Raw genomic sequence first — 14920 nt, forward strand, 5'->3', positions numbered from 1 at the left:
TTGCCCCCGATGGCAGGGGATCAGTGCTGGATGGGCTGGCTGTCACACCGCTATCGGGGGCAAGCCCCCTCCCACATTTTTAGATTGCCTTTGCCTTGAAGGCCGGGCTCGCTGGCTTGGGCTTACGAAACACCAGCACATTACCTAGCATCACCAGCACCAACCCCGCCAACGCCGGTGCGGTCCACTGATACCCCTCGGCAAACGCCGACACATTCAGCGCCACCACCGGGAACAGCACGGTGCAATAGGCCGCACGTTCCGGCCCCATGCGCCCGACCAGCGTCAGGTACGCGGTAAAGCCGATCACCGAACCTGGAATCACCAGGTACCCCAGCGCACCGATGTAGCGCGCACTCCAGTCCATCTCGAAGGGAATCCCGCGCACCGCGCAGTAAGCCGCCAGCATCGCCGATCCATAGGCCATCCCCCAGGCATTGGTGGTCAGCGGCTTGAGCCCGGCCTTCTGCTGCAGGCTGGACAGCATATTGCCGGCCGAGAAGCACATCGTCCCCAGCAACGCCAAGACCAGGCCAAGCAAGGTCTGCGGGCTGGCGGTGTGCCCCACCAGCTCCGGCCAGAACAGCAGGCCCAACCCCGCCAGACCGAGGCCGCCGCCCATCAACACATTGCGCGCCACCCGCTGGCCAAAAAACACCCGGGCGTTCAGCGCGTTCCACAGCGTGGCCGTGGAAAACACCACCGCCACCAACCCGCTGGGGATCCATTGGCTGGCCGTGAGGAAGCACATGAAGTTCACGCAAAACAGGCACAGCCCCTGGGCCAGACAGATCAGGTGCCCGCGTCGGTTCATCACCTGCAACCTGCGGCTCACCAGCAACAGCGCAAACAGCACCAACGCCGCCAGGGCGAAGCGATAGACGATGGACACAGGAATCGCCACCACGCCCAACTGCCATTTGAGGGCGATCCAGGTGGTGCCCCAGATCAGCACGGTGAGTAAATACAGGGAAAGGTTCATAGCGGGCTCCATCGGTTGAGCCACAGTGTGGCCCCCGGCCTGGGGTGCGCTCTTGCACAATCTTGCGCTTTTGTCGGCCAATGGGATCACAGCAACAACCGCGCGGAGTAGGATGCAAGGCGTCGGAGAGTACGAACCATGCCAGATCTGGAATCCCTGCAAGTCTTCCAAGCGCTTAACCGTTCGCCCAACGCACGCCTCGAAGCCTGCGCCGAGCTCGGTGACGGCTTGTCTGCGGCGCTGTGGAGCAACCATCACGACTCGCAGGACTACCAGGCCCCCAGCCATCACACGTTATCCTGCTACATCGGCGGCGGCACCGGCACGTTTCGGCGCGACCAACCCGGCACCAAGGGCGGCCCCGACAAACTGTGCATCCTGCCCGCCGAACACCAGTCAGCCTGGGTGATCAACGGCGAGATCCGCCTGGCCCACGTGTATTTCAGCCCGGAGCAATTCGCTCTCGGTTGCGTCACCCTGCTCGACCGCGAACCGCGCGCCCTGCAATTGCGCGAAAGCACCTTTCTGGAAGATGCCGGCCAGGCGCGACGCTTTCACCAGTTGATCGCGCTGAACTGGCACGAACCCGCCGAGCGCCTGCTGACCAGCAGCCTGGCCCATGAAATGCTCAGCCACACGCTGCTCAGCCAAGTGGGCGCACGCGACGGGCTGCGCCTTAAAGGCGGGCTGGCGGCGTACCAGCGGCGGCTGTTGGTGGAGTACATCGACCAGCACCTGGAAGACCCGATCAGCCTGGGCCAACTGGCCGGCCTGTGCGCACTCTCGGAATACCATTTCGCGCGGATGTTCCGCCAGAGCTTCGGCCTGCCGCCCCATCAGTACCTGCTGGCGCGCCGCCTGACCCGCGCCCAGGCGCTGCTGCGCAGCGGCGCCCTGCCCTTGAGTGAAGTCGCGTTGATCTGCGGTTTCTCCAGCGCCAGCCACTTCACCCATCGCTTCCGCCAGGCCATGGGTGCCACCCCCGGCGAATATCGCCAGGCCTTCAGCGCCTAGGTCATCAACCCCAGGGTCTTGGCCTTGGCCACCGCTTGCGTACGCCGCTCCACCCCCAGCTTGCTGTGGATGCGCCGCGCATGGGTCTTGACGGTGTGCAGGGAGATAAACAGGCGGTCGGCGATTTCCAGGTTGGAGTTGCCCAGGGCGATCAACTGCAGCACTTCCAGCTCGCGTTGGCTCAGGGGATTCTCCGCCGTGCCCGACACGGCGGCCTGGGGCTCCATGCCCAACTCACTGAGCAACCCCGGCGAGCGCAACCGCAGTTCGCGAATCGCCTGCTGCACCTGGCAGCGTGCCGCCAGCTCAAGCCCGGTTTGCAGCGAGCGGCGCGCCTGACCTGGGTCGCCGACTTGCCAGGCGACCTCACCCAGTACCAGGTGCAATTCGGTTTCCAGGCAGAGCATGCCGCGTTGATGGGCCGCCTCCAGCAAAGCCGTCATACGCGCCACCGGTTGCTCGGCGCAGCCCAGCTTCACTTCCGCCAGCACCAGCAAGTATTCCAGGCGCGGGATCAGTTCCAAGGTGGCCGGCGGCGCCTGTTTGGCCTGGGGACCACGAAAGTGGCGAAGCACACGACGCACCGCTTCCACCGTCAACTCGGCGCGCCCCTGCTGCAACCAGAAATGCCCGCTGACCAACAGCAGCACCGCGCGGTACACCGTGTCGGGGACCTGGCGCTGTTGCATCAAGCGTTCGGCCTCGCGCAGTTGCACAAAGGCCCCGGCGTAGTCACCACGGTTGGCGGCCAGCAGGGCCAGGCCGAGAAACCCGTAGAGCACGCGCTTGTCCTGGCTGTGCTGGCACATCTTCATGCCGCTCTCAAAGCACTCGGCAGCCAGGCTGTCCTGGCCCTGACGCAGCGCCAGGTGCCCGCGTCGCAGGGCGATACGCCCCACCAGCGGTCCGGCTTTCAGGCGTTGCTTGAGCAACATCGCCTGCACATTCTCCAGCAGGCTCTGCGCGCGATACGGGGCGCCGCGCTGCTCCAGCAACTGCGCGTGATCCAGCTCAAGCAAGGCCTCGAGCAGCAACGATCCATGGGCGCGGGCCAGGCATAACGCTTCGCGGCTCAGCGCCTGGGCCACGTCCAGTTCGCCGCGCAGCAACGCTTGCTGGGTGAGGCCCGACAGGCACATCAGCCGCGACGTCCAGGCGCTGTCGGGCAAGGCTTGCAGCGCTTCGAGGAAATGTTCGCGGGAGCGCTCGGCATCGCCGCCCAAGTGCAGCAGCCAACCCCACTGCGCCTGCCAGCGCGCCAGCAGGTAGCGTTGTTGCACCGCCGTCGGTTGCGGCGCAAACCGTGCCAACTGGTCGATGCATTGCGCGGCCTGGTCGAAGCGCCCGGCGAACAGCAACGCCGCCGTCACCAGCCCCACCAGTTGCGCCGAGCCGAGCATCAACTCTTCACCATGCTCTTCATGCAAGCGCAGCATCAATACGGCGTTCTGCTGGCGGAACAGGTCTTCGAAACTGAAGTGCTGTAGCAGGCTGACCGCCACCTCGTATTCTTCGGCCAGCAGCGCGTGCTCGAACGCGGCCTGCCAGTCCTGTTCGGCGGTGAACCACTGGCAGGCACGCCGATGCCAGGAACGCTTGGCCGGCCAGGGGTCATCGCGTATCAGCCGGGCAAGCGGCGGGAAAACCTGCAACCACTCGGTATCTTCCCAAGGCTGGATAAAGGCGCCGAGGGCCTGCAGCTCGCGCAGGTAGTGGTCACCGTCGCCAAAGCCGAACAAGTGCTCGCACAATCCCGGATTAAAGCGTGGCATGTGTGCCAGCACGCGCCAGGCTTCCGTCAGTTCGGGCGGCAAAGTGCTGAACAGTTCGTGCTGCAAATAATCGAGCAAGGTTTTCTGCGGATGGCCGTCCCCCAGCAACGCAATGCGCACGCCGGCACACCAGCCGGCGCTGAACTGCAACACGCTGTCCGGTGACTGCCCCAGCGGGAGCAGTTGCTGAATTTCTTCAAGGGTGAACGCCAACTCAGTGCCGCCCTCCAGCAACTCATCGTCGAGCAGCAGGCGCGGCCAGTTGCAGGCTGGACGGCGCCGCGCCCCCAGCCACCAGGTCAACGAGGGGCTGCTTGCCGTGAGCAGGCGGTCGAGCAAGGCATCGGTTTGGGGGGTGGGCAAGCGGCAGAAATCATCGAGGAACACCCAGGCCGAGGTTGACCAGCGGCCAAGATCCGACAGCAGCGTGGCTTCGTCAGTGAACGCCAAGCCGAGGTTTTGCGCCAGGCGCCGGCAAAGGTCGAGGGGGCTCAGGGCGACGCCATTGAGCGGCAACCAGTACACCTGGCATTCCGCGGGTGCCTGCAACGCGCATTCGGCCAGCAACGCACTCTTGCCACTGCCGCCGGGGGCGCACAGCAACTTGACCCTGACCGGCGCGGCGAGCAAAGGCTCGGCCAGGCGTGGGCGCAACAGATGGTGGGCGGACAGCCGAGGCATGAATCCAGGACGGTCCAGGCAGCGTGTCATGGCGGTCATTGCTGCATCCTGCGTTCTTATTGTTATGCAACGTGACGCCTACCCTAGTCCTGTGGTTGGTGGTTGTTGAAGAAGTATTCAGCGGGGTGATTTCCAGCCATGCATAAAACCCAATGTGGGAGAGGCTTTCCCCCTCCCACATTTTGATTTCACATCGGGATCAGCGAACGCCTTCGGCCCTCAGCGCAGCCGGGGTGTAATCCGCCGCCTTGGCATTGAACCCGAACACGAAGCTGCTCTTCTCCTCGTTCTTCATGCCCAGCGCGATGTAGCGCCCGGCGATGATGTCGTACAGGGTTTCCACGGTGTAGGCCGGGGTCTGGTGGTCGTAGTAGAACTGCGCATGGCCTTCGGCGACCCGCCACAGTTGGCCACGGCCGTCGTAGTGATCCACCAGCGCCACCTGCCAGCTGTCTTCGTCGATGTACATGTGGCGCTTGGCGTAGATGTGCCGCTCACTCGGCTTGACCGTGCCGACCACTTCCCACACGCGGTGCAGCTCATAACGGGTCAGGTCCTGGTTGATGTGGCCGGCCTTGATGATGTCGTCGTACTTGAGCGTCGGCTGGTCCAGCTTGTAGCTGTTGTAGGGGATGTACATCTCCTTCTTGCCCACCAGCTTCCAGTCGTAGCGGTCCGGCGCGCCGGAGAACATGTCGAAGTTGTCCGAGGTGCGCAGGCCGTCGGAGGCGGTGCCCGGCCCGTCGTACGCCACTTGCGGCGCCCGGCGCACGCGACGCTGGCCGGCATTGTAGATCCACGCCAGGCGTGGCTCCTTCACCTGGTCGAGGGTTTCATGCACCAGCAGTACGTTGCCCGCCAGGCGCGCCGGCGCCGTCACCGACTGCTTGAAGAAGGTCAGTACGTTGGCCGCCTTCGCCGGGTCCATGTCGGGGATCAGTTGCGGCACCGCCACCTCTTCCTCGAAGCGGATCGGCGTGTAGCTGCCGTTGGTCTGCGGGGTGGCCTGGGTGATGATGCGGCGCAGGTTGCCGCCGTGGTAACGGGTGATGTGGTTCCACAACACCTCCACGCCGTTCTTCGGAATCGGGAACGCGTAGTAGCGGTTGCCGGTGAACCCTTCGAGGCCATTGCCATCGTTGATCGGCTTGACGTTCAACGCGCTGCGCTTGATCGACTCGTAGATCTCCGGCGGCAGGTTGACCGTGCGGTGAGTCGGGTACACCGGGATCTTGTAGGTCTCGGGGTAGCGCTTGAACATCGCCACCTGGCCGTCGGAAAGCTTGTCCTTGTATTTGTCGACGGTGGCTGCGGTGATCACGAACAACGGTTTTTCACTGGCGAACGGATCGGCCAGGAAGCCCTTGCTGTCCACTGCGCCGGCGTTTTTCGGGATGCCGCCGGTCCAGGCCGGGATCGAGCCATCGGCATTGCCGGCTTTTTCGGCGCCCACCGGGGTCAGGGTGGTGCCGAGCTTGGCCGCCTCTTCCGGCGACACCGCCGCCATGACGTGGGCCGCCAACAGGCTGAGGGCCATTACCGCAATTATCTTACGCATAGAGTCTTGTCCTTCCTTAAGCCAGATCAGAAGTTCGCGCCGAAGCTGAGGGCGATGAAGTCGCGGTCGGTGAGAGTGTTGTAGTCGCCGCCGAAGAAGTCGGTGTAGCTGAGGCTGGCGGTGTAGGTGCTGCGGTAATCCGCATCCACGCCGACGCTGATGGCCTTGGCGCCTTTGTTGAACAAGCCGTTGGGGCCGTAGCCCGCCACGTCATGGGACCAGGACAGGTTGGGCTTGAGGTTCACCCCGGCAATGGCGTTGTTGTAGTCAAGGATCGCCCGGGCGCGGTACCCCCAGGAGTTGGCCGTGACAAAACCGTCGGTGTCACCCTGGAAGCCATAGGCGCCGTACACCGAGTCGCGGCCATAACGCAGCTTGGATTTGTCTTCCAGCCCGCCGACGTGCACGTAGGCCGCTTCGCCCACCAGGGTCAGGCGTTCGGCGCCCAGCACCTGGTCGAAGAACTGGGTCATGGTGCTTTGGATCTGGGTGATTTCCTTGCGCCGGTAGCCTTTGTTGTCGTCACCGAAGTTGCTGCGGATCGGCGAGGCCAGTTGCCCGGCGACCGGGTTGATCAGGGCCAGGGTCAGGTCGGTGGTGTTGAGTTGCACCGGGGCATTGGGGCGATAGCTGATCTCGCCGGTCCACGCCGTGCCGGTGGGCAAGGTGGTGGAGAAGCTCGCACCGAACAGGCGGATATCTTCCGGGTAGTCCAGGTAGTACTGGCCACGACCGAGCATCAGGCTCTGGACCAGGCCTGCGCCGGAGCCGGGCGCGATGCCATTGGCTGCACCGGCGATCGCACCGAGCCGGGCCAGGCTCGTATTGTTGGTGATGGTGCCCACCGTCGGTGTGCGGCTGTGGTAGTTCATGAAGTACAGGCCGTATTCGGTGTCATCCCCCAACCAACGCAACGCCGTACCGAATTGGCCACTGTCACGGGCGTCACGATCCTGTGCACGCTGTACGATCACCCCTTCACGGGTCACTTGAAAGCCTTGCCCGAACGCGGCGGCGACGGGCTGCAACGGCGCAATCGCCGGGTTGCCCACCGTGTAGTTGTCATTACAGCCATGGGCCGCCACATCCCCACCAAAGAAGGTGCCGCAGTTATCCAGCACGGTGTTTTCCCAGTTGAGCTGGTAGAAGCCTTCCACTGTCAGTTGGTTGGTCAGGCTTTGGGAGGCGAACAGCATGTTCACCGGGATCAGCCCTTCCTTGATCTCTGCACCAGGGCGACGGAAAGCCGAAACGTCGATGGGGTTGATGCTGTTGATAGAGTTACCGATAAAGGTGCTCTCACCCCAGCTGACCACTTGCTTGCCGAGGCGCACGTTGCCCGGTTGATCGCCGATGGAGTAGTTGTTATAAACGAAGGCATCGAGCAATTCATAGCCCGAAGAACGCGCGCCCTCGTCACGATGGTGATTGCTGATCTGCTTGAACTCGCGGTCTTCGTCCTGCAACTCGAAGTCGTACCAGTACTTGCCGCGCACGAAGACGCCGCTGTCACCGTACTTGAGCTCCAGGTCGTGAATACCCTTGAAGATCTTGGAGAAGGTCTCGCCCTTCTTGAAGTTCAGGCGTCCGTCATCGCCGGTAGACGCCTGGCCAGTACCGCCGTTGACGGTGCCCACCAGCTTCTTGTCGGCGTCGCGCATGCCCCAGCTCGCGCCCACCGACAGCGAAGAATCGAATTGCCCTTCGATCTCGCCAATGTTGAACGAAACAGCCTGTGCCTGGGCACAGCACCCCAACGCAACCGCAGCGGCCAGCGCCTGTGGCCTGAAGATGGCGCGCATTGTTGTTCTTGTCATGCGTCTTCCCCGGTGAGTGACAGAAGGCCCCACCCTACTGCCGCGTCTCAGGAGCGATAAGCGCACCAAGGAGGGATTCGTGTTGTCGCTCGAAAGGATGACAAGGCGCTCTGGCCGGGGTTTGGGCGCGGGCATGCAGCGGGTGGATAAGGGGTTATCAGGAGAATGGATGACGCGCAGCCCAACTATTGCTGTTTTGGTAACAGTCCTTGTCACGAACCGGCATTACTCATCCTGTTACAAACGACTATTCTTACCGGGCTTTCAGGGCAGACGGCCCGCTTCCCCGACCGGAAGAAAAGCCAGATTCAAATGGATTGAGGCCTGCTTTCAATCTGTTACCGGTGTTCACTGACGTTGATTTGTCGCTCCTTGATCCAACGTCTGACTTCAGCCGCTGCGTTTGCAGCGGCTTTTTTTTGCCCTGAATAAAATGGGGCGCCATCAGCGCCCCGCAGGATTAAAGCTTTTTCAAGCAACGATCACAGGCTGTATTTCTGCAAGTTGGCCATCATTTCCTTCAACGCCTCGATGTTGTCCTTGGGGTGAACGGCGCCTTCGAAGTCACAGATCTGCTGCCAGTGCGCAGCCACGTCTTCGGGCGAAAACCCCGCCTCCGGATCAAAGCCAACGCCCAGGCTGCGTTCCCAGCGGGTCTTGCCGATCCAACCGCCGCCCACTTCAAACAACCCCGAGGTTTCCTGGCATGCCTCGCTGCCCAGGTACACCACCAGCGGGCTGACCAGCTCCGGCTTGAGGCGCTCGAACACTTGCGGGGGGATCAGGCCTTCGGTCATGCGGGTGCCGCCGGTGGGGGCGATGGCATTGACCAGGATGTTGTTCTTGCGCCCTTCCAGCGCCAGGGTGCGGGTCAGCCCATACAGGCCGAGCTTGGCCATGCCGTAGTTGGACTGGCCGAAGTTGCCGTAGATACCCGAGGTGGACGCGGTGAAGATCACCCGGCCATACCCTTGCTCACGCAGATGGGGCCAGGCAGCGCGGGTGACTTTGTAGGCGCCTTCGACATGCACCCGATAAACCAGGTCCCAGTCGCTGTCCTCCATTTTGTGGAACGTCTTGTCGCGCAGGATCCCGGCGTTGTTGACCACCACATCGATACGCCCGAACGCATCGAGGGCGTTCTGCACGATCTTGTCACCGTCGGTGACAGAGTCGTGGTTGGCCTCGGCGATACCGCCCGCTTCGCGAATCTCGGCCACCACCCGATCGGCCGCCGACGCATTGGCGCCCTCACCTTGGGTGGAACCGCCGAGATCGTTGACCAGTACTTTGGCACCGTGCCTGGCGAACAGCAGCGCATGGGCCCGGCCCAATCCGCCGCCGGCGCCGGTGACGATCACGACCTTATCCTGGAACTGCACTGACTCACTCATACCGAACTCCAATGGCGACGATGGGAATGGGTCGAGTGTCAGGCACGGGGGCGCAGGTCACAATAAAGCCGGCCAGGGCTGAATGGTGCTCGATAAGGCGCAGGGATAGTCGTCAGCTCAGGAATAGGCGATTCGCGAAGTCGGTCGCCCGATCCGCTCACGAAACGCCAGGTAATGCTTGAGCACCTGCACCGGCGCCTCGATCTGCGGGTAATGGCCGATATTGGCCAGCAGCACTGTGTCGGCGTGGGGCACCAGCTCGCGGTAACGCGCCACCATGTGGGCGCCAGAGATCGGGTCGATTTCGCCATCGATCACCCGCAGCGGCACTTCAGCCTGTTGCATCGCATCGACCCAGCGATCGCGCAGACGTCGTCGCTGGGGGATGTAGGCAATGAGTTTGTGCAGGATGCGCGTGCCTTCATGAGAGTCGATCAGGCTCCAGAAATCATCCAGGGCACTCTCGCTGGGGCGAGTGTCGGGCCCGAAGATCTGGTTGAAACTGTCCGCCAGGGCATTGCGCCCAAAGGCACGACCGATCATCCAGCCCAGTGGGCTGAGCAGCAGCTTTTGCACCAGCGCCGGACGGTGGGTTTCCGGGAACAACCCGCCGTTGAGAAACACACAGCTGGCCATGTGAAAGCGACCTTCGTAGTGCCGGGCCAGCAGCTCCTGCGCGACGCTGTCGCCGTAGTCGTGGGCGAGCACGTGCACCGGCTGGTCCACGCGCAGGTGCTCGAGCAACGCCTGTTGCAGATCCGCCTGTTCCAGCAGGCAATAACCGTGGTCGAGGGGTTTGGCCGAATCGCCGAAACCGAGCATGTCGCAGGCGATCACCAGGTTGCGTTGGGCCAGGGGCTGCCACAGGTAATGCCAGTCCCAACTGGCAGTGGGAAAGCCATGGATCAACAGCAACGGCTCACCCTGCCCCGCCACCCAGTAGCGGATAGTGCGGCCGTTGAAGTCGAACGTCTGGCTGCGTTTGCGCCAGACACTCAGCGGGATCTCGGCAAGAGGCATCAGGTTTTATACCCGGGATCGAGGCTGTCCAATTTACGCAGCAACGCCGGCCACGCCAGCGCGCCCCCCATACCTTGAGCACTCTTTGTGACAGCTGCCACCATCGCCTTGGCACCGGCGAGGATCTGTGGCCCGATGGGGATCAATTGCGCGCCGCCACTTTGCGCCAACACCTGGATATCGCAGGCGCGCTGGAAGGTAAACATCATCAGAAACGTATCGGCGATGGTGCTGCCGCAGGTCAGCAGACCGTGGTTGTGCAGCATCAGGAAACTATTTTGGCCAAGATCGGCCTGCAACCGGGCCTTCTCTTCGTGGTTCAGCGCCACCCCTTCGTAGGCGTGATAAGCCAGGCTCGACAGCACGAAGATCGATTGCTGGCTGATCGGCAAGACACCCTGCTTCTGCGCCGCCACCGCCACACCGGCGGCAGTGTGGGTGTGCAGGACGCACGTCACGTCGTGGCGCACTTCATGGATGGCGCTGTGGATGGTGTAGCCCGCCGGGTTGATCTCGTAGGGGCTGTCCATCAGCTTGTTGCCGGCCTGGTCGACCTTGACCAGGCTCGACGCGGTGATCTCGTGAAACATCAGCCCGTAGGGGTTGATCAGGAAGTCGTCGGTGCCCGGCACCTTGGCCGAAATATGGGTGAAGATCAGGTCATCCCAGCCGTGCATCGCCACCAGGCGGTAGCAGGCTGCCAGGTCGACGCGGGTCTGCCACTCGGCGGCGCTGACCTGATCTTTGACATTATGTGGCGATGGAACGGGGGCTAGGCTCACGGCAACGACCTCCTTGGCGCACTTTCTTATTATTTTTTGAGTGATGGGCCAGTCTAGTCAGACGCCCTGGCCGCCGTAGTTGCCTTGGCAGCCAGCTTGATGACCGTACGGGTCAGCTTTGAGAATAGTTTAAATCCGCGCAACCGACGTCAGAGAAGTGCCGCCAATAAAGGCGCGGCAAACAGGTTGAGCAGGCCGGTCAGGACCATCACCAGGCCTGCCACCGAGCCCTCTTCGCCGCCCACTTCATGGGCCCGGCTCACGCCCGCACCGTGGGCGCCCACGCCAAACAGCGCACCGCGCGCCAGCGGCGTACGCAGGGGCAACCACTTGAGCAGCACGCCGCCGAGCATCGCACCGAATACGCCGGTGAACATTACGAACACCGCCGTCAATTCCGGCACGCCACCCAGGTCAGAGGACACCGGCATGGCGAACGGCGTGGTGATGGAGCGTGGCACCAGGGACATCGTCACCGAGCTGTCCAAGGCCAACGCTTTGGCCAGGCCGAATGAGGTGGCGATGGACGCCACGCTGCCGGCCACCATCCCCAGCAACAATGCCGACCAGTAACGCGCCAGCAACCGCCGCTGCTGCCAGATCGGCACGGCGAACGCCACGGTGACGGGGCCGAGTACCAGCATCAGCCAGTGGGTGTCGGCAGAGTATTCGGCGTAGGCCGTGTTCATCGGTACGGCCACCGCCAGCAACAGCACGGGCACCAGGATCAGCGGCGACAACAGGTAACGCCCGGTGCGACGGTAGATCCAGCGACTGAAAATATAGGTGCCCAAGGTCAAGGCGAGCCAGAACACCGGCATCAGTTCAAGCTTCATGGCGCAGCCTCCAGCGGCACACCAGTTCCACCGTGAATGCGGTCACCAGCATCACGGCCAACGTGCTCAAGCCGATGACCAGCAGGATGCGCCATCCCTCATTGCGCAGCAGGCCGCCGTAGTCGAGCAGGCTCATCAGCGCCGGAATGAAGAACAGCAGCATCTCGGCCATCAGCACGCCGGCACCCAATTGCAGGGCCGCCGGTTTGACCAGGCCGCTGGCGAAGGCCATCAACAACAGGCCCAGGCCCACCACACCGCCGGGAATCGGCCAGGCCAACCACATCGCCAGTTGGCAGCCGAACAGGTAAATGGCCAGTAGCACGACCAGTTCAATCAACAGACGGGTGAAACGTTTCATGGGCTTTGGGTCCTCGCAGGCCTTCATTTTAAAGAGGCATGCACCATCCCCACAGCGAATTGTTAGACTGCCAGTTATTCCAAACTGGAATTTCGCACATGGAATTCAAACAGCTGCGCAGCTTCGTCGAAGTGGTTCACCGGGGTGGCTTTACCCAGGCCGGCAAAACCCTGCATATCAGCCAGTCCGCCGTCAGCAAACAGGTTGCGCAATTGGAGCAGAGCCTGGGCACGCCACTGCTCGACCGAATCGGCTCGCAGATCCGCCTGACCGCCGCCGGCCGAGTCGTCCTGCAACGCGCCGAAGCCATGCTGCGCCTGCAAAACGAGTTGCTCAGCGAGCTGGACGATATGCACCAGTTGACCCGAGGCGAACTGCGCCTGGGCCTGCCGTTATTGGCCGGGGATACGTTGTTTGCCGGACTGTTCGCCGAATACCGCCGGCGTTACCCGAACGTGACCATCCAATTGCTGGAGGGCGGCAGTCGCAATATCGAGCAAGCCATCCTGAGCGGTGAACTGGAAGTGGGGGGCAGCCTCAGACCCAGCGACCCGGCGTTTGCCTGGCAAGCGTTCTGCGATGAGCCCCTGGACGCGCTGTTGCCGATTGATCATCCCCTGGCGGAAAACGCCCAGGTACGCCTGGAGGAACTCGCCGACACGCCGTTCCTGATGTACCAGCGCAGCTTCGTGCTCAACGACCGCCTGCTGCAGGCGTGTAAACAGTTGGGTTTTACGCCGAAGGAAATCGGTCGCAGCGGCCAGGCGGACTTCCTCGCCGCATTGGTCGCCGCCGGCCAGGGTGTGGTGCTGCTGCCCAGCGTGGTCGCCCGTGGGCTGGTGCGACCCGGGGTGGTGCGCCTGACGCTCAAGGCGCCCGACTACCTGCGCTGGGACATTGCCTTTATCTGGCGTGAGGGCGCCTACCTGTCGAAAGCCGCCCAGGCCTGGCTGGCGTTGCTGCGTGAGTTTCCGGTCAAGCGCGCAGTGCAGTGACCAGTTCAGCCAGCCACGGCTCGGCGTCGGCTTCCGGGGTCACACTTTCGCTGGCATCCAGGCGCAGCATCGGCAGCACTTCACGCACGCCCAGTTCGCCAAACAGCTCGCGCATCTGCTCGCCACCGCCGCAGAAGGTGTCGCCATAGCTGGCGTCTCCCAGGCCGATCACCGCGCCGGGCAGCCCGCGCCAGGCGGCGGGCAGTTGGTCGCGAATCGTCGAGTACAGGGGTTGGAGATTGTCGGGCAATTCGCCCATGCCGGTGGTGGACGTCACCGCCAGAAATGCGTCCGGCGCAAACGCCTGCACGTCGGCCAGGCTGGCGCGAGGGTTGTGCCAGGCCTCGAAACCGGCCGCGTTGAGGATATCGGCAGCGTGACGAGCGACTTCTTCAGCGGTGCCGTAGACCGAGCCGGAAAGGATGGCGACTTTCATCAATCTGATCCTGTAGTTGAGCGAAAGCGTGGGATATTAACAGCTTGAACGCCGCTACAAAAATCGCCATACCGGGTGGAAAATGGAGCGCGGTGCCTTAGACTTGCAGCACCCAAATGGATGGATCCCCCGCATGATTAATGCTCACTTGATGCAAATGGTCATCGACGCCTCGAATGACGGTATCGTCATCGCTGAACGGGAAGGCAAGGACTTGCCACTGATCTACGTCAATCCCGCCTTCGAGCGCCTGACCGGCTACACCCGCGACGAAATCCTCTACCAGGATTGCCGCTTCCTGCAATCCGGTGACCGCGACCAACCCGCCCTGATCGCCATTCGCGAAGCCCTCGCCGCGGGCACCCACTGCCGTGAAGTCCTGCGCAACTACCGCAAGAACGGCACGCATTTCTGGAATGAGCTGTCGCTGTCGACGGTCTACAACCCGGCGGATAAACAGACTTATTGCGTCGGCGTGCAAAAAGATGTGAGCGTCCAGGTCAAAGCCCAGCAGCGCGTGGCTCAACTGGAGGCGCAAGTGGCCGAACTCAAGGCCGAACTGGCGGCACTCAAGGCGACCAGTGGATCTAACAAAGATTAGAAATAACGGTCATTAAGAGGATAATGGCGTTTTAATGCCTTCCCACATTCGTTGAGCAAGCCCATGCAACGCGATGCACTCCTGACCCAGGACGAGCTGGATTTTATCCAGACTATGCAGCACAACCCGCAATTGAACCTGCGGGATGCGTCATCGAGCCTGACAGTCAACGGCGGTGCGCAGATTCGCGATCTTCTCACGCGCCTGGCGGCCCACGATCACGTCACCATCCAGGCACAGTTCGACAATCAGCAACTCACCTTCCCGCTGCACCTGGTGGAAGATGAGTTTCATGCCGTGCACCTGCGCCTGGGCGTGCCGAGTATTTTCGAGGATGGGCCGATGATCCGGCCGTGGCGCCTGGCGCTCGAAACGCCGGTGGCCCTGGAGAATATCAAGGGCGGCACGGGCGCGTTGTGGGTGCATGAAGTGTCGTTCAAAGGGGTGCTGGTGGAGATCCGTGGCCGGCTCAAGCCACCGAAAACCTTTTCGCTGTGGTTCAGCCCTTCCGGCTATGAGCGCATTGCGCTGCGTGGAACGTTCGAACGGGAAACCGCACGCGGCCTGTTCGCTTACCGGCTCAGCCAGGACGACGTCGATGAAACCGAGCGCCTGCGCCAGTTCATCCTGCACCAGCACCGCCTGGTCCATCCCGAAGTGCACGCCTGAAA

General features: G+C 62.6%; 14 protein-coding genes. 4 read left to right on the forward strand and 10 right to left on the reverse strand.

Features of this window, described 5'->3' with window-relative positions; genetic code table 11:
* Window positions 1–79: 79 nt before the first annotated feature.
* Entirely contained in the window at window positions 80–982 is a 903-nt protein-coding gene (locus BM017_RS24650) for a DMT family transporter (protein WP_092249343.1), read from the reverse strand.
* Between the two features lie 138 nt (window positions 983–1120).
* Here BM017_RS24650 and BM017_RS24655 point away from each other — a divergent pair, with 138 nt between their 5' ends.
* Window positions 1121–1996: a helix-turn-helix domain-containing protein gene (locus BM017_RS24655; RefSeq protein WP_071489199.1), complete on the forward strand. Its 876-nt coding sequence runs from the start codon at window positions 1121–1123 to the stop codon at window positions 1994–1996.
* Here the strand turns inward: BM017_RS24655 and BM017_RS24660 are convergent.
* From BM017_RS24660 to BM017_RS24695, 8 genes are all read right to left on the reverse strand, one after another.
* Window positions 1993–4488, reverse strand: coding sequence for a LuxR C-terminal-related transcriptional regulator (locus BM017_RS24660; RefSeq protein ID WP_092249346.1), 2496 nt, complete (start codon window positions 4486–4488; stop codon window positions 1993–1995). The two genes, BM017_RS24655 and BM017_RS24660, sit on opposite strands and share 4 nt — an antisense overlap.
* A 160-nt stretch (window positions 4489–4648) precedes the next feature.
* On the reverse strand, window positions 4649–6007 hold the full coding sequence (locus BM017_RS24665; RefSeq protein WP_071489197.1) for a DUF1329 domain-containing protein: 1359 nt from the start codon (window positions 6005–6007) through the stop codon (window positions 4649–4651).
* A 26-nt stretch (window positions 6008–6033) separates the two neighbouring features.
* On the reverse strand, window positions 6034–7824 hold the full coding sequence (locus tag BM017_RS24670) for a DUF1302 domain-containing protein (protein ID WP_092249349.1): 1791 nt from the start codon (window positions 7822–7824) through the stop codon (window positions 6034–6036).
* 482 nt (window positions 7825–8306) lie between these two features.
* On the reverse strand, window positions 8307–9218 hold the full coding sequence (locus tag BM017_RS24675; RefSeq protein ID WP_071489196.1) for an SDR family oxidoreductase: 912 nt from the start codon (window positions 9216–9218) through the stop codon (window positions 8307–8309).
* Window positions 9219–9335: 117 nt separating this feature from the next.
* Window positions 9336–10238, reverse strand: coding sequence for an alpha/beta fold hydrolase (locus tag BM017_RS24680; RefSeq protein WP_092249352.1), 903 nt, complete (start codon window positions 10236–10238; stop codon window positions 9336–9338).
* Window positions 10238–11020: a class II aldolase/adducin family protein gene (locus tag BM017_RS24685; RefSeq protein ID WP_092249355.1), complete on the reverse strand. Its 783-nt coding sequence runs from the start codon at window positions 11018–11020 to the stop codon at window positions 10238–10240. Before BM017_RS24685 ends, BM017_RS24680 begins: the two co-directional genes overlap by 1 nt.
* Before the next feature lie 149 nt (window positions 11021–11169).
* Window positions 11170–11856, reverse strand: coding sequence for an LrgB family protein (locus tag BM017_RS24690; protein WP_071489193.1), 687 nt, complete (start codon window positions 11854–11856; stop codon window positions 11170–11172).
* Complete coding sequence (locus BM017_RS24695) at window positions 11846–12217, reverse strand: CidA/LrgA family protein (RefSeq protein WP_071489192.1); 372 nt, start codon at window positions 12215–12217, stop codon at window positions 11846–11848. The genes BM017_RS24690 and BM017_RS24695 overlap by 11 nt, the downstream gene beginning before the upstream one ends.
* A gap of 98 nt (window positions 12218–12315) precedes the next feature.
* On the opposite strand from BM017_RS24695, the gene BM017_RS24700 reads away from it, so the two are divergent.
* Window positions 12316–13212 carry a LysR family transcriptional regulator gene (locus tag BM017_RS24700; RefSeq protein WP_092249357.1) on the forward strand — a complete coding sequence of 299 codons (897 nt, stop codon included), beginning with the start codon at window positions 12316–12318 and terminating at the stop codon, window positions 13210–13212.
* Here BM017_RS24700 and BM017_RS24705 read toward each other — a convergent pair.
* Window positions 13193–13648: a flavodoxin gene (locus BM017_RS24705; protein ID WP_092249360.1), complete on the reverse strand. Its 456-nt coding sequence runs from the start codon at window positions 13646–13648 to the stop codon at window positions 13193–13195. The two genes, BM017_RS24700 and BM017_RS24705, sit on opposite strands and share 20 nt — an antisense overlap.
* 133 nt (window positions 13649–13781) lie before the next feature.
* Between BM017_RS24705 and BM017_RS24710 the strand changes: the two genes are divergently transcribed.
* Both BM017_RS24710 and BM017_RS24715 read left to right on the forward strand, forming a co-directional pair.
* Window positions 13782–14249 (forward strand): PAS domain-containing protein, encoded by a 468-nt coding sequence (locus tag BM017_RS24710; RefSeq protein WP_071489189.1) that lies wholly within the window; start codon window positions 13782–13784, stop codon window positions 14247–14249.
* Between the two features lie 63 nt (window positions 14250–14312).
* Window positions 14313–14918, forward strand: coding sequence for a hypothetical protein (locus tag BM017_RS24715; RefSeq protein ID WP_071489188.1), 606 nt, complete (start codon window positions 14313–14315; stop codon window positions 14916–14918).
* The last annotated feature ends 2 nt before the right edge of the window (window positions 14919–14920 follow it).

Origin of the sequence: Pseudomonas sp. NFPP04, assembly GCF_900113815.1 — a bacterium.
Classification (GTDB): Bacteria; Pseudomonadota; Gammaproteobacteria; order Pseudomonadales; family Pseudomonadaceae; genus Aquipseudomonas; species Aquipseudomonas extremorientalis.

Coding starts and splice junctions, on each gene's coding strand:
- BM017_RS24650 (WP_092249343.1), bottom strand. CDS start 982: ATGAACCTTTCCCTGTATTTACTCACCGTGCTGATCTGGGGCACCACC.
- BM017_RS24655 (WP_071489199.1), top strand. CDS start 1,121: ATGCCAGATCTGGAATCCCTGCAAGTCTTCCAAGCGCTTAACCGTTCG.
- BM017_RS24660 (WP_092249346.1), bottom strand. CDS start 4,488: ATGACCGCCATGACACGCTGCCTGGACCGTCCTGGATTCATGCCTCGG.
- BM017_RS24665 (WP_071489197.1), bottom strand. CDS start 6,007: ATGCGTAAGATAATTGCGGTAATGGCCCTCAGCCTGTTGGCGGCCCAC.
- BM017_RS24670 (WP_092249349.1), bottom strand. CDS start 7,824: ATGACAAGAACAACAATGCGCGCCATCTTCAGGCCACAGGCGCTGGCC.
- BM017_RS24675 (WP_071489196.1), bottom strand. CDS start 9,218: ATGAGTGAGTCAGTGCAGTTCCAGGATAAGGTCGTGATCGTCACCGGC.
- BM017_RS24680 (WP_092249352.1), bottom strand. CDS start 10,238: ATGCCTCTTGCCGAGATCCCGCTGAGTGTCTGGCGCAAACGCAGCCAG.
- BM017_RS24690 (WP_071489193.1), bottom strand. CDS start 11,856: ATGAAGCTTGAACTGATGCCGGTGTTCTGGCTCGCCTTGACCTTGGGC.
- BM017_RS24695 (WP_071489192.1), bottom strand. CDS start 12,217: ATGAAACGTTTCACCCGTCTGTTGATTGAACTGGTCGTGCTACTGGCC.
- BM017_RS24700 (WP_092249357.1), top strand. CDS start 12,316: ATGGAATTCAAACAGCTGCGCAGCTTCGTCGAAGTGGTTCACCGGGGT.
- BM017_RS24705 (WP_092249360.1), bottom strand. CDS start 13,648: ATGAAAGTCGCCATCCTTTCCGGCTCGGTCTACGGCACCGCTGAAGAA.
- BM017_RS24710 (WP_071489189.1), top strand. CDS start 13,782: ATGATTAATGCTCACTTGATGCAAATGGTCATCGACGCCTCGAATGAC.
- BM017_RS24715 (WP_071489188.1), top strand. CDS start 14,313: ATGCAACGCGATGCACTCCTGACCCAGGACGAGCTGGATTTTATCCAG.